This is a genomic window from Roseovarius marisflavi (assembly GCF_900142625.1).
Classification (GTDB): domain Bacteria; phylum Pseudomonadota; class Alphaproteobacteria; order Rhodobacterales; family Rhodobacteraceae; genus Roseovarius; species Roseovarius marisflavi.
On sequence record NZ_FRBN01000011.1, the window covers coordinates 77,482 to 96,969 of the forward strand.

The window sequence follows — 19,488 nt, forward strand, 5'->3', positions numbered from 1 at the left end:
CCTCAGGTCGAAATGACCCCCTCTGCCGCTTTGATCGCGGCCTCTGACTGGCTGATGTCGCTGCCCCCGCCCTGGGCCATGTCGGGGCGACCGCCGCCGCCCTTTCCGCCCATTTCGGCCACAGCGGCCCGCACCAGATCCACCGCCGACACCCGAGTGGTCAAGTCATCGGTCACGCCGGCGGCGACCGCCACTTTGCCACCGGTATCGGCCATCAGCAAGACCGCACCCGATCCAAGGCGCGCCTTGTGCTCGTCGATCAGCGGCGGCAGGTCCTTGCCCTGAACGCCGGACAGCACCTGCGCGATGAACTTCACGCCGTTGATCTCGCGTACCTCAGAACCGCCGCCGTCACCCGGCCCGCCGGCCATGGCCAATTCACGGCGCAGCTGTGCCACCTCGTTGGACAGCGCGCGGCGCTCGTCCATCAGGGATTTGACCCGCTCGACAACCTCGTCCGGGCGCGCCTTGAGGTCCTGCGCAATCGATGACAGGCGCGCGCTTTGCCCGCTGAGATAGTCAAAGGCCGCAGCCCCGGTCAGCGCCTCGATCCGGCGCACACCGGCACTTGATGCGCTATCGCCAAGGGCCACGAACACGCCGATGTCGCCGGTTTGGCGTACATGGGTGCCACCGCAAAGTTCGATAGAATAGGTCTGCCCGTCCGGCCCGCGACCCGAGCCCTCCTCGAACCCCATCGACACCACCCGTACCTCATCGCCGTATTTTTCGCCAAAGAGCGCCTGTGCGCCAAGGCCGCGCGCGTCATCCGGGCTCATGATCCGGGTTTCAACGGCACTGTTCTGGCGGATATAGGCGTTAACGTCGGCCTCGACCTTGGCCAGCTCATCGTCGCTCAGCGGCTTGGTATGGCTGAAATCAAAGCGCAACCGGTCCTCGGCATTGAGCGATCCGCGCTGTGCCACATGATCCCCAAGCGCCTCGCGCAGCGCCTCGTGCAGCAGATGCGTCGCCGAATGGTTGGCGCGAATGGCGCTGCGGCGGGCGTGATCGACGGCCAACTGGGCCGCCTGCCCGCTTGTTACCTCGCCCTCGGTCACCTCGGCGAAATGGATGAACACGCCGGCCACCTTCTTCGTGTCGGTAATCCGGGCCGTACCGGTTTCGGTTTTGAGCAGGCCCTGATCGCCGACCTGACCGCCGGATTCGGCATAAAACGGCGTCTGGTTCAGCACGATCTGGACAGTCTCGCCCGTCTTGGCGACCGCAACCGGCGCGCCGGACGCCACCAGCGCCGTGATCTGCCCCTCGGCAATCTCGGTGTCATAGCCCAGGAAATCTGTCGTTCCCTTGTCCTCGGCAATGTCAAACCAAACGGCCGCATCCGCCGCCTCGCCCGAACCCGACCACGCCGCACGCGCCTTGGCCTTTTGCTCGGCCATGGCCGCATCAAAGCCCTCGGTATCAACCGAGCGGCCCTTTTCCCGAAGCGCATCCTGCGTCAGATCAAGCGGAAACCCAAAGGTGTCATAGAGCTTGAAGGCCGTCTCGCCCGGAAGCGCCGCCCCCTCGGGCAGATCGCCAAGCTCGTCATCCAAAAGCCGCAGGCCGCGATCAAGCGTCTGCTTGAATCGGGTTTCTTCAAGGCGCAGGGTTTCCTCGATCATCGATTGCGCGCGGCCAAGTTCCGGATAGGCCTGGCCCATCTGCGCCACAAGCGCCGGGACCAGACGGTGCATGACCGGGTCCTTGGCCCCCAGAAGATGCGCGTGCCGCATGGCGCGGCGCATGATCCGGCGCAGGACGTAACCGCGCCCCTCATTGCTCGGCATCACGCCATCGGCCATCAGGAAAGAGGTCGAGCGCAAATGGTCCGCAATCACCCGGTGGTGCACATTGCCGGGGCCATCAGGATCCTGGCTTGTGGCATGGGCGCTCGCCTCGATCAGGGCGCGCATCAGGTCGGTGTCGTAATTGTCGTGCTTGCCCTGCAACAGCGCGCCAATCCGTTCCAGCCCCATGCCGGTATCGATCGACTGCATATCAAGGTCGCGCTGTGTGCCGTCTTCAAAGCGCTCATTCTGCATGAAAACGAGGTTCCAGATCTCGATGAAACGATCACCGTCCTCTTCCGCGCTACCCGGAGGGCCGCCCCAGATATCGGGACCGTGATCATAGAAAATCTCGGTGCAGGGGCCGCAGGGGCCGGTCGCGCCCATCGACCAGAAATTGTCATCCGTCGCGATCCGAATGATCCGGTCATCGCTCAGCCCGGCGTATTTCTTCCAGATCGACGCCGCCTCGTCGTCGGTATGATAAACGGTGACCAACAGCTTGGACTTATCGATGCCAAAATCCTTGGTCAGCAGATCCCAGGCATAGGGGATCGCCTGTTCCTTGAAATAGTCGCCAAAACTAAAGTTGCCGAGCATCTCGAAAAACGTGTGATGGCGCGCGGTATAGCCGACGTTATCAAGGTCATTGTGCTTACCACCGGCGCGCACGCACTTCTGGCTTGTGGTGGCGCGGGTGTAATCGCGATGCTCAACCCCGGTGAAACAGTTCTTGAACTGCACCATCCCGGAATTGGTGAACATCAACGTCGGGTCGTTGCGCGGGACAAGCGGCGAACTGTCGACGATACGATGATCGTTGCGCTCGAAAAAGTTCAGAAAAGTCGAACGGATCTCATTCAGCGTTGGCATGGGCATCTCTTTCCGGGCGGTTATTTGGCCTGCATCCGGATGATTTAACTGTGCCGTCTTGCCATGTCCACCGCAAGAAAAGGCCCGGCGCATTGGCCGGGCCTCAATCCTGTCGCCTATGTCGGATTACCCTTCCAGGATATCGCCGTCATCGCTGTCGTCGGGGCGCCCGGACATATCAAAGTCCAATCCGTGCGAGGCGCGGATCTTATCCTCGATCTCAAGCGCCATTTTCGGGTTCTCACGCAAGAAGGTCTTGGCGTTTTCACGGCCCTGCCCGATGCGTTCATCCCCATAGCTGAACCAGCTCCCGGATTTCTCGACCACGCCCGCCTTGGAGCCAAGATCAAGAAGCTCGCCCATTTTGCTGATGCCTTCGCCATACATGATGTCGAATTCCACCTGTTTGAAGGGCGGTGCCACCTTGTTCTTGACGACCTTGACGCGCGTGGCGTTGCCAACGATTTCATCGCGATCCTTGAGCGCCCCGATACGGCGGATATCAAGCCGGACCGAGCTGTAGAACTTCAACGCGTTGCCGCCGGTTGTGGTTTCCGGGCTGCCGAACATGACGCCGATTTTCATGCGAATCTGGTTGATGAAAATAACCGTGCATTTGGTGCGGCTGATCGAGCCGGTCAATTTGCGCATGGCCTTGCTCATCAGGCGGGCGTGCACGCCGACGCTGCTGTCGCCCATTTCGCCCTCAAGTTCCGACTTGGGGGTGAGCGCCGCAACCGAATCGACCACGATCATGCTGACCGCACCGGAACGCACCAGCGTATCGACGATCTCAAGAGCCTGCTCGCCTGTGTCGGGCTGTGAAATCAACAGATCGTCAAGGTTAACGCCGAGTTTGCGCGCATAAACCGGATCAAGCGCGTGCTCCGCGTCGACAAAGGCGCAGATGCCGCCCTTTTTCTGTTCTTCCGCCACACAATGCAGCGTCAGCGTCGTTTTGCCCGAGCTTTCAGGCCCGTAAATCTCGATGATGCGCCCCTTGGGGATGCCACCAATGCCAAGCGCGATATCAAGGCCAAGCGATCCGGTCGAGGTCGCCTCGATATCGGCGATCGGATTGTCGCCCCCCATGCGCATGATCGACCCTTTGCCGAACTGCCGCTCGATCTGGGCGAGGGCGCTGTCCAGCGCCTTTTGCTTGTCCGTGTCTTTCTTTTTGTCCATGGATAAAAGATCTGCCGTTGCCATTTGTTCGCTTCCTTATTCCACACCCGGTCACGGGCGGCAATCGCTGCCTTTGTTCGCTTCTTGTTCTCGACCTTATGAGGACAAAAGTGGAACATTTCAAGAAAATTATTGGTAAATCGACTTTTGCCTGAAACGATTAACAAGTAGTTTACAGTGATCCCATATGTGAAAATCTCTTGGAAAAGGCCGCTAAATGTTAGTGTTTTCAACGGCAAAGCTGGTGTTCCTGTCGGTGCCCAAAACCGGTAGCACCGCCTATCAGGCCAGCCTGGTCCCTCTCGCGGCGATCGCTGTGACGACGCCCCCCGAGCTAAAACACGCGCCGGTGTTTCGCTACAATCGCTTCTTTCGACCGATGATCGAACGATTCATCGCACCCGACGTAGATGTTCTGGCGGTGATGCGTGAACCAATCAGTTGGCTGGGAAGCTGGTATCGTTACCGTCAAAGACCGGCAATGGCCGGGACCGCCAATAGCACGCAGGATCTTAGTTTTGATGATTTCGTCACGGCCTATTGCATGGGCGAGCAACCCGGCTTCGCGCGTGTTGGCGCGCAGTCAAAGTTCCTCGAACCGCAGCGTAATGGCACCTGCGTCACCCATCTGTTCCGCTATGAAGATCAAGCAGATCTGATCCGTTTTCTGGAACAGCGACTTGGCACAACGATAGAAATCAAACACCTCAACGCCTCCCCCGCTCGCGACCTTGAACTGAGCGCAAAGACCGAGGCCCGGTTACGCCGCAAATTTTCCAGTGATTTCGCCCTGTGGGAGGGAATCGGTGAAAATGGCCAGTATGCGCCCCTGCCTGCGCGCCGAAAGCCCGTCTCAAAGACCTAGCTACTGCGCATCACAGCAATTTCGGCGCCCCAGCCTCCCCTCAGCCCATTTGGCGGTGAACGGTCTCGGTCAACTCATTGAGAGAGAATGGTTTGGGAAGAAAGATCGAGTTCGGGATTTTGGCCTGCGCGTCGCCAAAGGTCTCTTCGGCATAGCCGGACATGAACACGACCTTGACATCGGGGCGCTCCTTCAGAGCGGTCTGTACCCAACTCGGGCCATCGATGCCTGGCATGACCACGTCGGTGACGAAAACATCCACCTTCAGCGACTCATCCATCAAAAGCTCTAGCGCATCTTCTGCGGATTCGGCCTCGAGCACGGTAAATCCCCGCAACTGCAATGCGCGGCTGGCAAAGGCGCGCACCGGCGCCTCGTCCTCGACGAGCAGGATGACGCCGCTCATCGGTGCCTCGTTCCTGGCGGCGGCCTTTGGAATGACTTCGACCTTTTCGTCGCCGAGATAGGCCGGGAACATCAGTTGGAAACTTGCGCCCTCGCCCGGCGTGCTGTCGACGAAGATGAACCCGCCGGTCTGCTTCACAATGCCATAGGCCGTGGATAGACCAAGCCCGGTGCCCTCACCGGTGCGCTTGGTCGTGAAGAACGGCTCGAACACCTTCTGGAGTTTGTCCGGCGCGATCCCAAGCCCCTCGTCGATCACCTGAACCGACACGTAACGCCCCGGCGCAACCACGGCGCAGCCGCGGCGCAACGGCTCTGACAATGTGAGGTTTTCGGTCACGATCCGAATGTCGCCACCACCGGGCATCGCATCGCGGGCGTTTACCACCAGATTCATCAAGACCTGTTCGAGTTGTCGCTTATCGGCCCGGATTGCAGAGAGGGTCGGGTCGTGGCTTAGCGAAAGCGTGACCTTCTCGCCCACCAGACGGTTCAACAGATGCGTCAGATCCGACAGGGTGTCGCGCAAATCGACAACCTGCGGGCGCAACGTCTGCTTGCGCGAATAGGCCAAAAGCTGGCTGACCAGAGCCGCCGCGCGATTGGCATTCTGGTTGATCTGCATGAGATCGCTGTAATCGACATCGCCCTGGTCATGGCGTAGCAAAAGAAGGTCGCAATGGCCTGAAATCGCGGTCAGAAGGTTGTTGAAATCATGCGCCACACCGCCTGCCAACTGGCCGATCGCCTGCATCTTCTGGCTTTGGACAAACTGCGCCTCAAGCGATTTGAGCTCGGTGGCATCGCTCAGCACGGCAATGAGCACTACCTCACCTTCTTCCATGGCGCGGTTCAGGGTAACCTGCACAAAAACCTCGCGATCCTCACGCCGCACGCGCAGGAATTCAGAATGCACGGTTCCGCGCCCTGCGGCCGCATCGTCAAGCCAATCTGTAATGGAACGGCCCAATCCCTCCATCACGTCGCTCAGAAGGGCGTCCTTGCAGCTTGCAACACCCAAAAGGTCACGCGCCGGACGGTTGGAGAGCTGAATCCCGCCGTCCCGCGCAACCTTGAGCAGGGGCACAGGCAGATCATCGAAAAACGCCCAGCCATCAGGCTGTCGCTCGGCGCCGGCGATCCCCGGCAACAGGAACACCTCGCGCCGTCCGGCTGTGCCCTCCAGTTCGACCACCAAACAGGATACCTCGCCGTCGGGCGTGTTGATCTCATTCATCTGCCCCGAGCGCAGCGGCAATTTCGAGCTGATCCTCTCCAATGTGCGGGCGCGCTCGCCCACAAGGGTGCGCGCCGCGGAATTCATGAACAAGACCGCCTCGTTGCGGCCCACGGTCAGCATCGGCAAAGGCATCGGATCCGCATCCTTTTGCGGTCGATCAGCAGATTTTTCAATTCGCCAGAGAAAATGATCGGGGCCGACGCGATGAACGCTCAGGTGCAAATGCCCGGCGCGTGTCACCACATCCTCGACGGCTGCGCCCTTGGCAATGGCGCGGCTTTCCATCCGGAACAGGATAACGCCGGGATTGGCCAGCAGCTGGCGAAGCGCGCCTGCCAATGTCACGGCGGCCTCTGCATCGAAGGTCTGAACCGCCGCCGGGTTACAGTAGATGATCTTTCCCTCGGGGCCGGTCAGGATAGAGGGCGCAATATCCTCGCCAATCAACTCCTGCGCGCGCTCGTATACACCCCGCGAAGCGCGCGCCACCGCGCGTTTGATGACCACAACCCAAATCGCCACAAGCGCCAAGGTGGCCCCCACAAGCCCCAGCGTCAGCTGTGCAAGGCCCGCAGGCATCAGATAGGCCGCAAGCCAAAACAAGACCGCCGCCACAAGCACGACGCCCGCCCGCGGGCCGATGCGCAGTGCAGCCTGACGGATCGGCCCGTCAGAAAGGGTCATGAAAGCCAAGAGCCACTCCCTTAAGTACGATGTTTCCCCTCATGTCTGAGGCAAAACTCTTAAGCGAGACTTAACGATACCCTGAAAAACACGTCAAGGTTGCGTTTTCGTTAACTTTTCTTGCGAAGCTGTGCGATGTAGAACCCATCCCCACCATCGGAGATCTCAAACCCGGTCTCAGTCACAGCCTGCCACTCGGGGTTTTCACTTAAAAAGTGACGTATAGAATCCTGATTTTCATCATTAAAAACAGAACAAGTGGCATAGGCCAGAACACCACCCGCCGCGACAAGGGGGGCGGCGTCCTGCAATATCCGGCGCTGGATCGTGGTCAGCTCGCTCAAGCGTTCGGGCGTCAGCGCCCATTTCGCCTCGGGCGTACGGCGCCATGTCCCACTTCCTGAACAAGGCGCATCACAAAGCACAAGGTCAAATGGCCCCTCATCGCGCAGCCGCCCTGTCTCGACAATGGTGACGCAAACACCGGCCCGCTCGGCGCGCACCGGCAGATCCTTCATCCGCTGCGGTGCAGTGTCATGGGCGAAAAACACGCTATCCGCACGCGCCGCAAGCGCCAGAACCTTGCCGCCACCCCCGGCGCAATAATCTATCACACGCGCGCCGGGCGCGATCTCAAGGCGCGCCATGGCCGCCTGACTGCTGCCATCCTGAAGCTCGACCAAACCATCGTTATAACAGGCAGAGCCGGAAATTTTCCTTTCCCCTTCAGTGACATGCAGAGCAGTTGAGGCAATGTCATGCGGATGCGCGACAATGCCTTCATCGGCCAGACGCGCAATCGCCTGCTCACGATTTCCCTGCCGCAGATTGACCCGCAGCATCACCGGCGCACGCGACTGCAAGGCAAGCGCCGCGTCCTCGGCCGCCTCGCCAAGCGAGGCCTCGAAGAGCGGCCAGACCCAATCCGGGATATCAAGCCGTGCCGCGCCCACAGGCGCAGATCCGGCATCGAGTTCTGCCGCACTCAACGGTTCGGGCGCATGACCTTCTCCGGTAAAAAGCTCTGCAGGGTCAACGCCTTGCGCCCGCAACGCGCCGATCATCAAACCACGCCCCGTGCCGGCACCGCCAAGCGCCACAAAAGAGCGCCAGCGGCGCAGAACACCAAACACGTGATCCCGCAGGGCCGCCCGATCCTTGGACCCGGCAAAGCGTGAACGCCTGGCCCATGCGCTGATGGCTTTTTCCGCATGCGCGCCATCAAGCATGGCATCAAGTATCTCAATCGCGGCGGAAATCCGGGCGGCGGGGGTCATGCTGTCACCTTAAGTTATCCGCATAATCCACGGAATATATTACCCAATCCGATAGTTCGGACTTTCACGCGTGATCTGAACATCATGCACATGGCTTTCCTTGAGGCCCGCGCCGGTGATGCGCACAAAGGTGCAATCGCTGCGCATGTTTTCAATCGTCGCACAGCCGGTATATCCCATCGCCGCCCGCAAGCCGCCGACAAGCTGATGGATCACATGGCCAGCCGCGCCTTTGTAGGGCACCTGCCCCTCGATCCCCTCTGGAACCAGCTTGTCACTGGCCGCATCCTTTTGGAAATAACGGTCGGCCGAGCCGCGTGCCATGGCGCCAAGGCTTCCCATGCCGCGATAAGCCTTGAAGGTCCGGCCCTGATAGAGGATCACCTCGCCGGGGGCCTCATCGGTGCCGCCAAGCATGCTGCCGACCATGGCGCAGGAGGCGCCGGCGGCAATCGCCTTGGCGAAATCGCCGGAAAACTTGATGCCGCCATCGGCAATCACCGGGATGTCGCCGGCCGCGCGCGCGCTGTCTATGATCGCGGTCAGCTGTGGCACGCCAACACCGGCCACCATCCGCGTGGTACAGATGCTGCCCGGGCCGATCCCGACCTTGACCGCATCGGCGCCCGCGCCGATCAGGGCGCGCGTCGCCTCGGCGGTCGCGACGTTGCCGGCCACCACCTGAACCTCGTTCGAGAGCTTCTTGGCGCGCTCAACCGCAATCGCCACGCCCTCGGAATGGCCATGCGCCGTGTCGATCACGATCATGTCCACGCCCGCATCGACAAGCGCCTGAGAGCGCTCGAACCCGGCATCGCCCACGGTCGTGGCCGCCGCAACGCGCAAGCGCCCAAGGTCATCCTTGCAGGCCGTCGGGTTAAGCACCGCCTGTTCGGTATCGCGCAGGGTCAACAGGCCGGTCAGCTTACCCTTGCCATCCGTCACCAGAAGCTTTTCGATCCGGCGCTCTTTCATCAGCGATTTGGCCTGCTCGCGATCTGCGGGCTCTTGCAGGATGGCAAGGTTGTCGCTTGTCATCATCACCCGCACGGGGGTTTTGTCATCTTCGGCAAAGCGCATGTCACGGTTGGTCACAATGCCAAGCACGCGCCCCTTTTCATCCACCACCGGAAAGCCGGTAACGTTATAGCGTTCCTGAAGCGCCTTGGCATCGGCCAGCGTCTGATCCGGGGTCAGGGTGATCGGGCTATAGACAATGCCGCTTTCAAACCGTTTGACGCGACGGACCTGATTGGCCTGCTCTTCAACGTCAAGGTTGCGGTGGATCACGCCCATGCCGCCAAGCTGGGCCATGCAGATCGCCATCCGGCTCTCGGTGACCGTATCCATCGCCGAGCTGAGCAGCGGGATATTCAGGCTGATCGAGCGCGTCACATGGGTGCGCGTATCCGCCGTATTGGGCAGCACACTTGATGCTGCAGGCACCAGCAGGACGTCATCAAAGGTAAGGGCCTCGCGAATCTCCATTACGGTTCTCCATGGATATCTCGTTTGGCGCTTCCCTATTTCACGGATCAGCGGCAGGGAAAAGGCCGATTCGTGCCTTGCCGCCCGCGACATTTCCGGCCACCTTCGCGCAGACCAATAAAACAGCGGGGGATCGCATGGCGGATCATGGCTATGAAGGCGGCAGGCTTGACCTGCCATTCGTGGGAATTTGCACCTTTGGCAAGCGTCCCTATGTCGCCGACTGGGCGTCGATTGATGCCGATGTGGCAATCCTCGGCGCGCCGTTCGATTTCGGAACCCAGTGGCGGCCCGGCGCGCGCTTTGGCCCGCGCGGGATGCGCGAGGCCTCGACCCTGTTCAGCTTTGGCCATGCCGGGGCCTATGACCACGAGGATGACGCGATCTATCTGCCGGGTGACGTGCGCATCGTCGATCTTGGCGACGCCGATATCGTGCATACCGATACGATGAAAAGCCACGCCAATATCGAGGCGGGCGTGCGCGCGATTCTGGCGGCGGGTGCCCTGCCCGTCACCATCGGCGGTGATCATTCGGTCAACATCCCCTGCATCAACGCCTTTGATGATCAGGGCGACATTCATGTCCTGCAAATCGACGCCCATCTTGATTTCGTTGATGAGCGGCACGGCGTGCGCTTTGGCCATGGCAATCCGATGCGCCGCGCCGCCGAAAAGCCCTATGTCACCGGCCTGACGCAACTTGGCATCCGCAATGTCAGCTCGACCGCGAAAGAGGGTTACGAGGATGCCCGCGCGCGCGGCTCTGATATCCTGTCGGTGCGTCAGGTGCGCAAACTTGGCCCCGAGGCCACCGCCGCGCGCATCCCAAAGGGTGCTCGGGTCTATATCACCATCGACATTGATGCCTTCTGCCCCTCGATCGCGCCGGGCACCGGCACGCCGAGCCATGGCGGGTTTCTCTACTACGACGTGCTTGAAATCCTGCAGGAGGTTGCCAAGACCCACGACATCGTCGGCATAGACCTTGTCGAGGTGGCGCCGGATTATGACCAAAGCGGGTCAACCACGATTCTGGCGGCGCAGGTTCTGCTCAATCTGCTTGGGTTCATCTTTCACGCCCGTGCCGCGCGCACCTAGGCGTCGCGGCCTTTGCGCCCAGACTTTGGCTCTGGCACCGGATCGTGGCCGCATTGCCCCCAGGGGTTACAGCGCCCGATCCGCTTGGCCGCCATCCAGCCGCCGCGCAACCCGCCGTGCTTTTCAAGCGCCTCAAGGGCGTATTGGCTGCAGGTCGGGTGATAGCGGCAGTGATAGCCGACCCAGGGCGACAGGATAAGCCGATAGCCCTTGATCGGCAGCGACAGAAGGCGCGCCAGCGGGGTCATGATGCCGGATGCAGTTTTTTGAGCGCTTGGAGCAGATCGCCCTTGAGCGCCTCAAAGGGCCGCTCTGCGGTGACATCCTTGCGCCCGATCAGGACATAATCCCAACCATTCAAACCGCTTACAGGAAGAACTTCGTGTGCAGCGGCGCGCAGGCGACGCTTGGCACGGTTGCGCGCCACGGCGTTGCCAACCTTTTTGGAGCAGGTAAATCCAACCCGGATGCCAAGGTCATCATCGCCACGCTTGCGCGCCTGCACCATCATCGAGGCGGTACCTTGACGGCGCGCGCGCGCGGCGGCCAGAAAATCGGCACGTTTGCGCAAAACCGTCACCGGTTTTGACTTGACCTCTGGACATGACGAAACCGCTGGGTGCATGGGTCCTGCATCGCTGTCAGGGGCGCCCGGCGGTGTCATTGTCTGAACAAGACTGGCGCTTACGCGCTCAGTTCCTTACGGCCACGTGCGCGACGTGCGTTAAGGATCTTGCGGCCTGCTTTGGTGGCCATACGTGCACGAAACCCGTGGCGGCGTTTGCGAACCAGGTTCGAGGGTTGAAAGGTGCGTTTCATCGCTCCGTCTCCGACTTTGTCAGGTGGCGCATTTAGGAATCGCGCCTCGCCCTGTGTTATCTGAAGCCCGGTCTATAGAGGGCCGATTTTCACAAGTCAAACCCACAGGGCGGCTTTTGCAACAAAAACATACACATTCCTCGACCCAATGTTACAGTCCGCGCATTGGGCGCCCGTAACGTAGCGGAAACACTCACCCCCGATCACCCCCGCGTGAGGCCACTGGCGGTGGCGGGTTCGGCTATGCAAGTAGTGTTCAACAATACCAAACCGGGCAGGACCATGGAAAAAACTTCGCAAGACACTCCCAAGACCCAAAAGGCCGGGCTTATGCGGCATGCACCGCTGGCGATCATCCTGACGGTCGCCGCCATCGGCTTTTTCACTTTACGCGATTATATCACCTTCGACACGCTGCGCGAACATCGCGACACATTGCTGGCGTTCCGCGATGCCAACTTCGCGCTGATGGTGCTGGCCTTTATCGCGGTTTACTTTGCCATCGTGGCGTTTTCGCTGCCCGGTGCGGCGGTGGCCTCGGTCACCGGCGGGTTCCTGTTCGGGCTGTTCCTTGGCACGGTGTTCAACGTCACCGCTGCCAGCCTTGGTGCGATGACGATCTTTCTGGCCGCCCGCTGGGGCCTGGGCCAGACCCTTGCGGCCAAGATCGAAACCTCTGACGGGACGATGAAAAAGCTCAAGGCAGGGCTGAATGACAACGAGATCAGCGTGCTCTTTCTGATGCGCCTTGTGCCTGCGGTGCCGTTTTTCGTCGCCAATCTCTTGCCGGCACTTGTCGGGGTCAAGTTCATTAACTTTGCCTTCACCACCGTTCTGGGCATCATTCCCGGCGCGATTGTCTTTACCTGGATCGGCGTCGGTCTTGGCGAGGTGTTTGATCGCGGCGAAAGCCCGGATTTGTCATTGCTGTGGGAGCCGCAGATAATCGGCCCTATTCTGGGCCTGAGCGCGCTTGCCGCGATGCCCATCGTGATTAAGGCCCTTCGGGGCAAGAAAGGAATTTGAGCATGACCAAGTTGAAAGCGGACCTTCTGATTATCGGGGCCGGCTCTGGCGGCCTGTCGGTCGCGGCCGGCGCGGTTCAGATGGGCGCAAGCGTGATCCTGCTAGAGGGTCACAAGATGGGCGGCGATTGCCTTAACTTCGGCTGCGTGCCCTCGAAGGCGCTGATTGCCAGCGGCAAGGCGGCCTATGCGCAGTCGCATGCCAGCGTTTTCGGCGTCGCCGATGTCACGCCTTCGGTCGATTACGCCGCCACCAAGGATCACGTCGCCGATGTGATCGGCCAGATCGCCCCGGTCGATAGCCAGGAACGGTTCGAGGGCATGGGCGTGCGGGTGATCCGCGAATACGGGCGTTTCATCTCGCCCACAGAGGTGCAGGCCGGCGAGCATGTGATCACCGCCCGCCGGATCGTGATCTCGACCGGGTCTTCGCCCTTCGTACCGCCGATTCCGGGGCTTGAAAACGTGCCCTATGAAACCAACGAGACGATCTTTGAACTGCGCGACAAGCCCGAGCACCTTTTGGTGATCGGCGGCGGGCCGATTGGTATGGAAATGGCACAGGCGCATCGCCGCCTCGGCTGTGAGGTGACGGTGATCGAGGGCATGAAGGCGCTTGGCAATGACGACCCGGAACTGGCCGCCGTCGTGCTTGATCGCTTTGCCGCCGAGGGCATCGAGATTGCCGAGGGCGCCATGGCCGCCGAAATTCGCGGCAAGCTCGGCGCGATCGAGGTCGAGGCCAAGGATGGTCGCATTTTCAAGGGCAGCCATCTTTTGATGGCGGTCGGACGAGCGGCCAATATCAACAAGCTTGACGCCGAAAAGGCCGGGATCGAAACCACCCGCCGCGGCATCAAGGTCGATGCCGGCATGCGCAGCACCAACCGCCGCGTCTATGCCATCGGCGATGTGGCCGGCGGGCTTCAATTCACCCATATGGCGGGCTATCACGCCGGGCTTATCATCCGCTCGGCGCTGCTTGGCCTGCCTGCCAAGGAACGCACGGATCATATTCCCTGGGCCACATACACCGACCCGGAACTGGCGCATGTCGGCCTGACTGAAGAGGCCGCGCGCAAGGAACATGGCGGCAACCTCGAGGTGGTGCGCTTTCATTACAATCATAACGACCGCGCCATTGCCGAACGCAAGACCGAGGGGCTTATCAAGGTCATGGTCGTGCGCGGTCGCCCGGTCGGTGCCTCGATTGCCGGGGCGCAGGCGGGCGAGCTGATCAATCTCTGGGCCTTCATCCTGGCCAACAACCTCAAGATGAAACATATCGCCAATATGGTCGCGCCCTACCCCACGCTCGGCGAAATCAACAAACGCGTCGCCGGGGCCTATTTCTCGCCAAAACTGTTTGATAGCCCTATGGTGAAACGCGTTGTGCGCTTTGTGCAAGGCTGGCTGCCCTAGGGCGGCGATTAAGGAGACAAGGGATTGCTCAACTCACTTTCAGGGCGCTTCCTGATCCTGACAGCGGTCTTCGTGATGCTGGCAGAGGTGATGATCTTTGTCCCCTCCATCGCCCGCTTTCGCGAGGATTTCCTGCTGACCCGGCTTGAGCGGGCGCAAATTGCGTCGCTGGTGCTTTTGGCCGATGCAGAGGTCACGCCGGACCTTCAGGATGAGCTGTTGCGCAATGCCGGCGTGTTCAACGTGGTGCTGCGCCGCGATGAGGCGCGCCAGCTTGTGCTGAGCTCTCCGATGCCCGGCCCCATCGCGCAGACCTTCGATTTGCGCGATGCCCCGGCCTTTACGCTTATCCGCGACGCGACCATGCGCTTGCTGACCCCGCAAACCGAGGTGATCCGGGTGATCGGTCAGCCGGTGCGCATGGGCGGCCTCTTGATCGAGATCACGCTTGAAACCGACGACTTGCGCATGGCGATGATTGACTATGGGCTGCGCATCCTGATGCTGTCGCTGGTGATCTCGATCTTTACCGCCGTGCTGTTGTTTCTGGCGGTGCGGGTTTTTCTGGTCAAACCGATCAAACGGGTGATCGGGCATATGAAATCCTATGCCGAATCCCCCGAAGACGCGCGCCGCGTTATCCAGCCCTCGGCCGGGATCATCGAACTGCGCGAGGCCGAGGAAACCCTGCAATCGCTGCAAACCCAGCTGACCGGCGCCCTCAAGCAAAAAGAGCATCTCGCCCAATTGGGCGGTGCCGTGGCCAAGGTCAGCCATGATTTGCGCAACATCCTGACCAGTGCCCAGCTTTTCACCGACCGCATCGAAATGAGCGAAGACCCGAGCGTCAAACGCATGGCGCCCAAGCTGGTGAATTCGCTGACCCGCGCCGTGCACCTGTGCGAGGCGACACTGGCCTATGGCAAGGCCGAAGAGCCCGGCCCGACGCTTAACCGCTTTCGGCTGGCCGATATCGTGGATGATGTCATCGACAGCGAACGCCTGTCGGTCGGCGACAGCGACATAAGCTTTTCGCAGGATATCCCCGACACGCTGTTCCTGCGCGCCGACGCAGAACAACTCTATCGCGTGATTGGAAACCTTGTCAGGAACGCCCGGCAAGCGATTGTAAATTCTCACAAACCCGGCGAAGTGAACATCACCGCGACCGAGGATGACAAGGACTGGATCATCCGCATCACCGACACCGGTCCCGGCCTTGCCCCCAAGGCCCGCGAGCATCTCTTCAAACCCTTTCAGGGCGGCGTCACCAAGGGCGGCACCGGTCTTGGGCTGAGCATCGCCATCGAACTGACGCGCGGCCACGGCGGCGATCTGACGCTGGAGCGCAGCGATGAAACCGGCACATCCTTCTGCGTGACCCTCCCCAAGGGAAATTTATCCCAAGGGGCGTAATTTCTGCCAAAACACCCTTGCAAACCCCTGCGCCAGAGTCTAATTGCTGGCCTCAACGGACCGATAGCTCAGCTGGATAGAGTACTTGACTACGAATCAAGGGGTCGGGGGTTCGAATCCTCCTCGGTCCGCCACTTTCCCCTTGATAACAAGACGATAGATAGGGCATTTATTGGGCCCCGATCAATCGCCGTTGACCTTGTCACTGCACTTATCGTCGGCCTTCAACGTCGTTCTGCAAAGTTCGGCGGGTGGGCGCGTCTGGTTGGATAGGACGATGACCGGAGAGAACGTTTGTTTCAGAGCGAGAGCGATAGAGAAGATCGTTTCTGGGCTCGGCTTTCTGTCCTTGATCGTCGGATGCATGTACATTTTCAAGCCATTAGCTTGACCAAGCACTTAGCTGGCTCAAGACAGATAATATCCCCGAGCGGGGTTCGTCCTGGGCAACGACTGACGTAGCCTAGAAGGCGGTGTCAGGGAGGGCCGCATCAAGCGATGCCTGATAGATGAAACGCCCGTCGCTGTCTTGAAGCTTCCTGATTTTGTTGCGCATGGCCCGCGTCATCATCCACGATGCCCCGGCGATATAAGGCGCTCTGAGCGTATCCACCGTGTCGGCCAAAGCATCCTCCCCGTTAGGCACCCAGCCAGACCACCGGCAACACCTGTAAAGAGTACGCCAATCTGATCAGCCGACGGGTCTGCGCAGCCCGGTCAGGCGAAATCACTGGGTTAATGCGTCTCATGTAAATGCGGCTGGACGAGAGAGGCTCTGGTTTACGCCAAAACCGGCCACCAAATCGGGAGTAGCTCAGGTCGTGCGTTTGGCAGATAAGTTCGGATATTTTGGGCCAGAAGAAGCCCGAGCGCATGCGCCCTCTTCTTCTGGCTTTAAATATCCAAATCCCGCGCCCTCAAGAGGCGCGAGACCTGCGCTTAGCCAAGCGCGTCGTTACAGCGCTTGCAGGTCCCGGGATGGGCATGGATGCCCACATCGGGCAGGATTTTCCAGCAGCGCTGGCATTTTTCGCCCTCCGCGCGCTCAAACACGACGGTAACGCCTTCGACCTCGGGAAAGCGGAAGGCCTCGGACGGGGCCGGGTCGCCGGTGAGCTGGATGTCGGACGTGATGCAGACATCCTCGAAATTCACCGATTTCAGCAGGGCAAGCCTTTCTGCGTCCTGAACGTGGACCACTGGGGCGGCTTCAAGACTGGCCCCGATGACCTTGTCGGTGCGCTGCACTTCGAGGGCGGCTGTGACGACGCGGCGCGCGGCGCGCACATGCGCCCATTTCGCGGCCAGATCGCTGTCAAGCCAGGCGGCGGGCGTCTCGGGGATATCGACCAGATGCACCGAGCTCTCCTCGCCCGGGAAGCGCTCGAGCCAGACTTCTTCCATGGTGAACACAAGCACCGGAGCGAGCCATGTGGTCAGCCGATGGAACAGCACGTCCAGCACCGTGCGCGCAGCGCGGCGGCGCGCGGTGTCGCCATCGCAATACAAGGCATCCTTGCGGATATCAAAGTAGAACGCGCTTAGCTCGATCGTGGCAAAGTTAAAGATTTGCTGGAAAACTCCTTGAAAATCATAGGTTTCAAAGCCGCTCTTCACCTTCTCATCAAGCTCGGCCAGACGGTGCAGCACCCAACGCTCCAGCTCGGGCATATCGGCGGGCTCTACACGGTCAGCCTCGGAGAAATGCGCCAGAGCGCCCAGCATGAAGCGCATCGTGTTGCGCAACCGGCGATAGCTGTCGGCCACGCCTTTCAGGATCTCGGGCCCGATCCGCAAGTCGGCGGTGTAATCGGCCTGTGCCACCCAGAGGCGCAGGATATCTGCGCCGTATTGCTTGGTCACATCCTCGGGCGCGACGGTATTGCCGACCGATTTGGACATCTTGTTGCCCTTCTCGTCGAGCGTGAAGCCATGGGTCAGCACCCCGCGATAGGGCGCGTGCCCGATGGTCCCGCAGGCCTGAAGCATCGAGGAATGGAACCAGCCGCGATGCTGATCGGTGCCCTCAAGGTAAAGATCGGCCATGCCGTCCTCGGAACCATCCTCGCGGTCGCGCAGAACAAAGGCGTGGGTCGAGCCGGAATCAAACCAGACGTCCAGGATGTCATCGACCTTGTCCCACTGATCCGCGTCATGGTCATTGCCAAGGAAGCGTTCCTTGGCGCCGGGCTTATACCAGGCATCCGCGCCTTCGGCCTCGAAGGCCGCAAGGATGCGCGCGTTGACCGCCTCGTCGCGCAACAGGAAGTCCGGGTCGGTGGGCAAAGCGCCTTTCTTGACAAAACAGGTGAGCGGCACGCCCCAGGCGCGTTGACGGCTCAGAACCCAGTCCGGGCGCGCCTCGATCATCGAGTAGAGCCGGTTGCGCCCGGTTTTCGGCGTCCATGTCACCAGCTTGTCGATGGAATTGAGCGCGCGTTCGCGGATTGTGGTGCCGTATTCATCCTGCCCGTCGCCAACGGGGCGATCCACGGCGGCAAACCATTGCGGCGTGTTGCGATAGATCACCGGCGCCTTGGAGCGCCAGGAATGCGGATAGCTGTGCTTGATCTTGCCACGCGCCAGCAAGCCGCCGACCTCGGCCAGCTTGTCGATCACCGCCTTGTTGGCGTCGCCCTCTTTGCCGTTGGGCTTGAGGATCGCCTTGCCGCCGAACAGAGGCAGGTCATCGCGGAACCGGCCATCTTCCATGACGTTATAGGTGATCACCTGCTCCAGCATGCCAAGATCGCGGTAAAGTTCGAATTCCTCCATCCCGTGGGACGGCGCGCAATGGACGAAACCAGTGCCTTCTTCGTCGGTGACGAAATCGGCGGCGCGGAAATCGCGCAGGTCGTCCCATTCGCCATTGCCGCCCTCAACCCCGGCCAGCGGGTGTTGCAGCGCAAGGCCCGAGAGGTCCTCGGCGGTGACATCGCGGACACGGGTATACATGCCCTCATCAAGGCGGGCGCGCGCCATCACATCGCCGGCAAGCTTGTCTGCCAGAATGAAGCGGTCGCCAACATTGGCCCAGCTTTCATCGGGGGTCGAGGTGACCTCGTAAAGGCCATAGGCAAAGTTTTCGCCGTACACCACGGCCTTGTTGCTTGGCATGGTCCATGGGGTGGTGGTCCAGATCACGACGTAGGCGCCTGACAGATCTTGGGCAACGGTTGCACCCTCAACCTTGAACTTCACCCAGATCGTGAAGCTTTCCTTGTCGTGATATTCCACTTCGGCCTCGGCCAGGGCGGTCTGTTCGATCGGCGACCACATCACGGGCTTGGAGCCTTGGTAAAGCACGCCAGTCATCAGGAATTTCTGGAATTCCTCGGCGATGATCCGTTCAGAGCGGAAATCCATCGTAAGATAGGGCTTGTCCCAGGTGCCGGTGATGCCAAGTCGCTTGAATTCGTCGCGCTGGATGTCGATCCAGCCTTCGGCGAACTTGCGGCATTCCTGACGGAAATCGACGATATCGACCTCGTCCTTGTCTTTGCCCTTGGCGCGGTACTGCTCTTCGATCTTCCACTCGATGGGAAGGCCGTGACAATCCCAGCCGGGGATATAGCGCGCGTCGCGCCCCATCATCTGTTGGCTGCGCACCACCATATCCTTGAGGATCTTGTTGAGCGCGTGACCGATATGCAAATGCCCGTTGGCGTAGGGCGGGCCATCGTGCAGGGTAAAGGGCTTACGCCCATCGGATTTGTCGCGCAGGCGGTCATAGACGCCGATCCTTGCCCAACGCTCAAGCCACTCCGGCTCGCGTTTGGGCAGGCCCGCGCGCATCGGGAAATCGGTCTGCGGCAGGTTGAGCGTGGTTTTATAGTCGGGCGTTTGGCTGGTGTCGGCGCACATTGCGGGCGTCCTTTGTCACTGGTCTTGCATCA

15 protein-coding genes and 1 tRNA gene are annotated in these 19,488 nt (G+C 60.6%); 6 read left to right on the plus strand and 10 right to left on the minus strand.

What is annotated here, in order from left to right:
* Positions 1-2: 2 nt before the first annotated feature.
* Positions 3-2,666 (minus strand): alanine--tRNA ligase, encoded by a 2,664-nt coding sequence (gene alaS / locus BUB78_RS11310; RefSeq protein WP_073198245.1) that lies wholly within the window; start codon positions 2,664-2,666, stop codon positions 3-5.
* 126 nt (positions 2,667-2,792) lie between these two features.
* Positions 2,793-3,875 (minus strand): recombinase RecA, encoded by a 1,083-nt coding sequence (recA, locus tag BUB78_RS11315; RefSeq protein WP_073198207.1) that lies wholly within the window; start codon positions 3,873-3,875, stop codon positions 2,793-2,795.
* Positions 3,876-4,068: 193 nt separating this feature from the next.
* Here recA and BUB78_RS11320 point away from each other — a divergent pair, with 193 nt between their 5' ends.
* Positions 4,069-4,716, plus strand: a complete 648-nt coding sequence (locus tag BUB78_RS11320; protein ID WP_073198208.1) for a sulfotransferase family 2 domain-containing protein — start codon at positions 4,069-4,071, stop codon at positions 4,714-4,716.
* Between the two features lie 40 nt (positions 4,717-4,756).
* Here BUB78_RS11320 and BUB78_RS11325 read toward each other — a convergent pair whose 3' ends face one another.
* The 3 genes from BUB78_RS11325 to guaB form a co-directional block, all read right to left on the minus strand.
* Complete coding sequence (locus BUB78_RS11325) at positions 4,757-7,045, minus strand: hybrid sensor histidine kinase/response regulator (RefSeq protein ID WP_084732841.1); 2,289 nt, start codon at positions 7,043-7,045, stop codon at positions 4,757-4,759.
* 110 nt (positions 7,046-7,155) lie between these two features.
* Positions 7,156-8,322, minus strand: coding sequence for an RsmB/NOP family class I SAM-dependent RNA methyltransferase (locus BUB78_RS11330; protein WP_073198210.1), 1,167 nt, complete (start codon positions 8,320-8,322; stop codon positions 7,156-7,158).
* Positions 8,323-8,361: 39 nt separating this feature from the next.
* Complete coding sequence (guaB, locus tag BUB78_RS11335) at positions 8,362-9,810, minus strand: IMP dehydrogenase (RefSeq protein WP_073198211.1); 1,449 nt, start codon at positions 9,808-9,810, stop codon at positions 8,362-8,364.
* A gap of 137 nt (positions 9,811-9,947) precedes the next feature.
* On the opposite strand from guaB, the gene speB reads away from it, so the two are divergent.
* A complete protein-coding gene (gene speB / locus BUB78_RS11340; protein ID WP_073198246.1) occupies positions 9,948-10,910 on the plus strand; it encodes an agmatinase in 963 nt (320 codons plus the stop codon).
* On the opposite strand, the gene yidD is transcribed toward speB, so the two are convergent.
* From yidD to rpmH, 3 genes are read right to left on the minus strand one after another with little or no spacing between them, the layout of a single operon-like run.
* Positions 10,907-11,158: a membrane protein insertion efficiency factor YidD gene (yidD, locus tag BUB78_RS11345; protein WP_073198212.1), complete on the minus strand. Its 252-nt coding sequence runs from the start codon at positions 11,156-11,158 to the stop codon at positions 10,907-10,909. The two genes, speB and yidD, sit on opposite strands and share 4 nt — an antisense overlap.
* A complete protein-coding gene (gene rnpA, locus BUB78_RS11350; RefSeq protein ID WP_073198213.1) occupies positions 11,155-11,574 on the minus strand; it encodes a ribonuclease P protein component in 420 nt (139 codons plus the stop codon). Before rnpA ends, yidD begins: the two co-directional genes overlap by 4 nt.
* A gap of 20 nt (positions 11,575-11,594) precedes the next feature.
* On the minus strand, positions 11,595-11,729 hold the full coding sequence (rpmH, locus tag BUB78_RS11355; RefSeq protein WP_027241708.1) for a 50S ribosomal protein L34: 135 nt from the start codon (positions 11,727-11,729) through the stop codon (positions 11,595-11,597).
* Positions 11,730-12,011: 282 nt separating this feature from the next.
* Between rpmH and BUB78_RS11360 the strand changes: the two genes are divergently transcribed.
* The 4 genes from BUB78_RS11360 to BUB78_RS11375 all read left to right on the plus strand — a co-directional run bounded on the left by BUB78_RS11360 (position 12,012) and on the right by BUB78_RS11375 (position 15,726).
* Positions 12,012-12,755, plus strand: coding sequence for a TVP38/TMEM64 family protein (locus BUB78_RS11360; RefSeq protein WP_073198247.1), 744 nt, complete (start codon positions 12,012-12,014; stop codon positions 12,753-12,755).
* Between the two features lie 2 nt (positions 12,756-12,757).
* Positions 12,758-14,176, plus strand: coding sequence for a dihydrolipoyl dehydrogenase family protein (locus tag BUB78_RS11365; protein ID WP_073198214.1), 1,419 nt, complete (start codon positions 12,758-12,760; stop codon positions 14,174-14,176).
* A gap of 24 nt (positions 14,177-14,200) precedes the next feature.
* Positions 14,201-15,592, plus strand: coding sequence for a sensor histidine kinase (locus BUB78_RS11370; RefSeq protein ID WP_073198215.1), 1,392 nt, complete (start codon positions 14,201-14,203; stop codon positions 15,590-15,592).
* Positions 15,593-15,649: 57 nt separating this feature from the next.
* A tRNA-Arg gene (locus BUB78_RS11375) sits at positions 15,650-15,726 on the plus strand.
* Positions 15,727-16,055: 329 nt separating this feature from the next.
* Here BUB78_RS11375 and BUB78_RS11385 read toward each other — a convergent pair.
* Both BUB78_RS11385 and ileS read right to left on the minus strand, forming a co-directional pair.
* A complete protein-coding gene (locus BUB78_RS11385; protein ID WP_073198217.1) occupies positions 16,056-16,238 on the minus strand; it encodes a phage major capsid protein in 183 nt (60 codons plus the stop codon).
* A gap of 293 nt (positions 16,239-16,531) precedes the next feature.
* The gene (ileS, locus tag BUB78_RS11390) at positions 16,532-19,456 is read right to left on the minus strand and encodes an isoleucine--tRNA ligase (RefSeq protein WP_073198218.1); all 2,925 of its coding nucleotides are present in this window, start codon (positions 19,454-19,456) and stop codon (positions 16,532-16,534) included.
* Positions 19,457-19,488: the final 32 nt, after the last annotated feature.

What these genes read in the sequence shown, in the direction of transcription:
- BUB78_RS11330 (WP_073198210.1), bottom strand. Translation starts at nt 8,322, where the DNA reads ATGACCCCCGCCGCCCGGATTTCCGCCGCGATTGAGATACTTGATGCC.
- rpmH (WP_027241708.1), bottom strand. Translation starts at nt 11,729, where the DNA reads ATGAAACGCACCTTTCAACCCTCGAACCTGGTTCGCAAACGCCGCCAC.
- BUB78_RS11320 (WP_073198208.1), top strand. Translation starts at nt 4,069, where the DNA reads ATGTTAGTGTTTTCAACGGCAAAGCTGGTGTTCCTGTCGGTGCCCAAA.
- rnpA (WP_073198213.1), bottom strand. Translation starts at nt 11,574, where the DNA reads ATGACACCGCCGGGCGCCCCTGACAGCGATGCAGGACCCATGCACCCA.
- speB (WP_073198246.1), top strand. Translation starts at nt 9,948, where the DNA reads ATGGCGGATCATGGCTATGAAGGCGGCAGGCTTGACCTGCCATTCGTG.
- guaB (WP_073198211.1), bottom strand. Translation starts at nt 9,810, where the DNA reads ATGGAGATTCGCGAGGCCCTTACCTTTGATGACGTCCTGCTGGTGCCT.
- recA (WP_073198207.1), bottom strand. Translation starts at nt 3,875, where the DNA reads ATGGCAACGGCAGATCTTTTATCCATGGACAAAAAGAAAGACACGGAC.
- BUB78_RS11360 (WP_073198247.1), top strand. Translation starts at nt 12,012, where the DNA reads ATGGAAAAAACTTCGCAAGACACTCCCAAGACCCAAAAGGCCGGGCTT.
- BUB78_RS11365 (WP_073198214.1), top strand. Translation starts at nt 12,758, where the DNA reads ATGACCAAGTTGAAAGCGGACCTTCTGATTATCGGGGCCGGCTCTGGC.
- yidD (WP_073198212.1), bottom strand. Translation starts at nt 11,158, where the DNA reads ATGACCCCGCTGGCGCGCCTTCTGTCGCTGCCGATCAAGGGCTATCGG.
- alaS (WP_073198245.1), bottom strand. Translation starts at nt 2,666, where the DNA reads ATGCCAACGCTGAATGAGATCCGTTCGACTTTTCTGAACTTTTTCGAG.
- BUB78_RS11325 (WP_084732841.1), bottom strand. Translation starts at nt 7,045, where the DNA reads ATGACCCTTTCTGACGGGCCGATCCGTCAGGCTGCACTGCGCATCGGC.
- ileS (WP_073198218.1), bottom strand. Translation starts at nt 19,456, where the DNA reads ATGTGCGCCGACACCAGCCAAACGCCCGACTATAAAACCACGCTCAAC.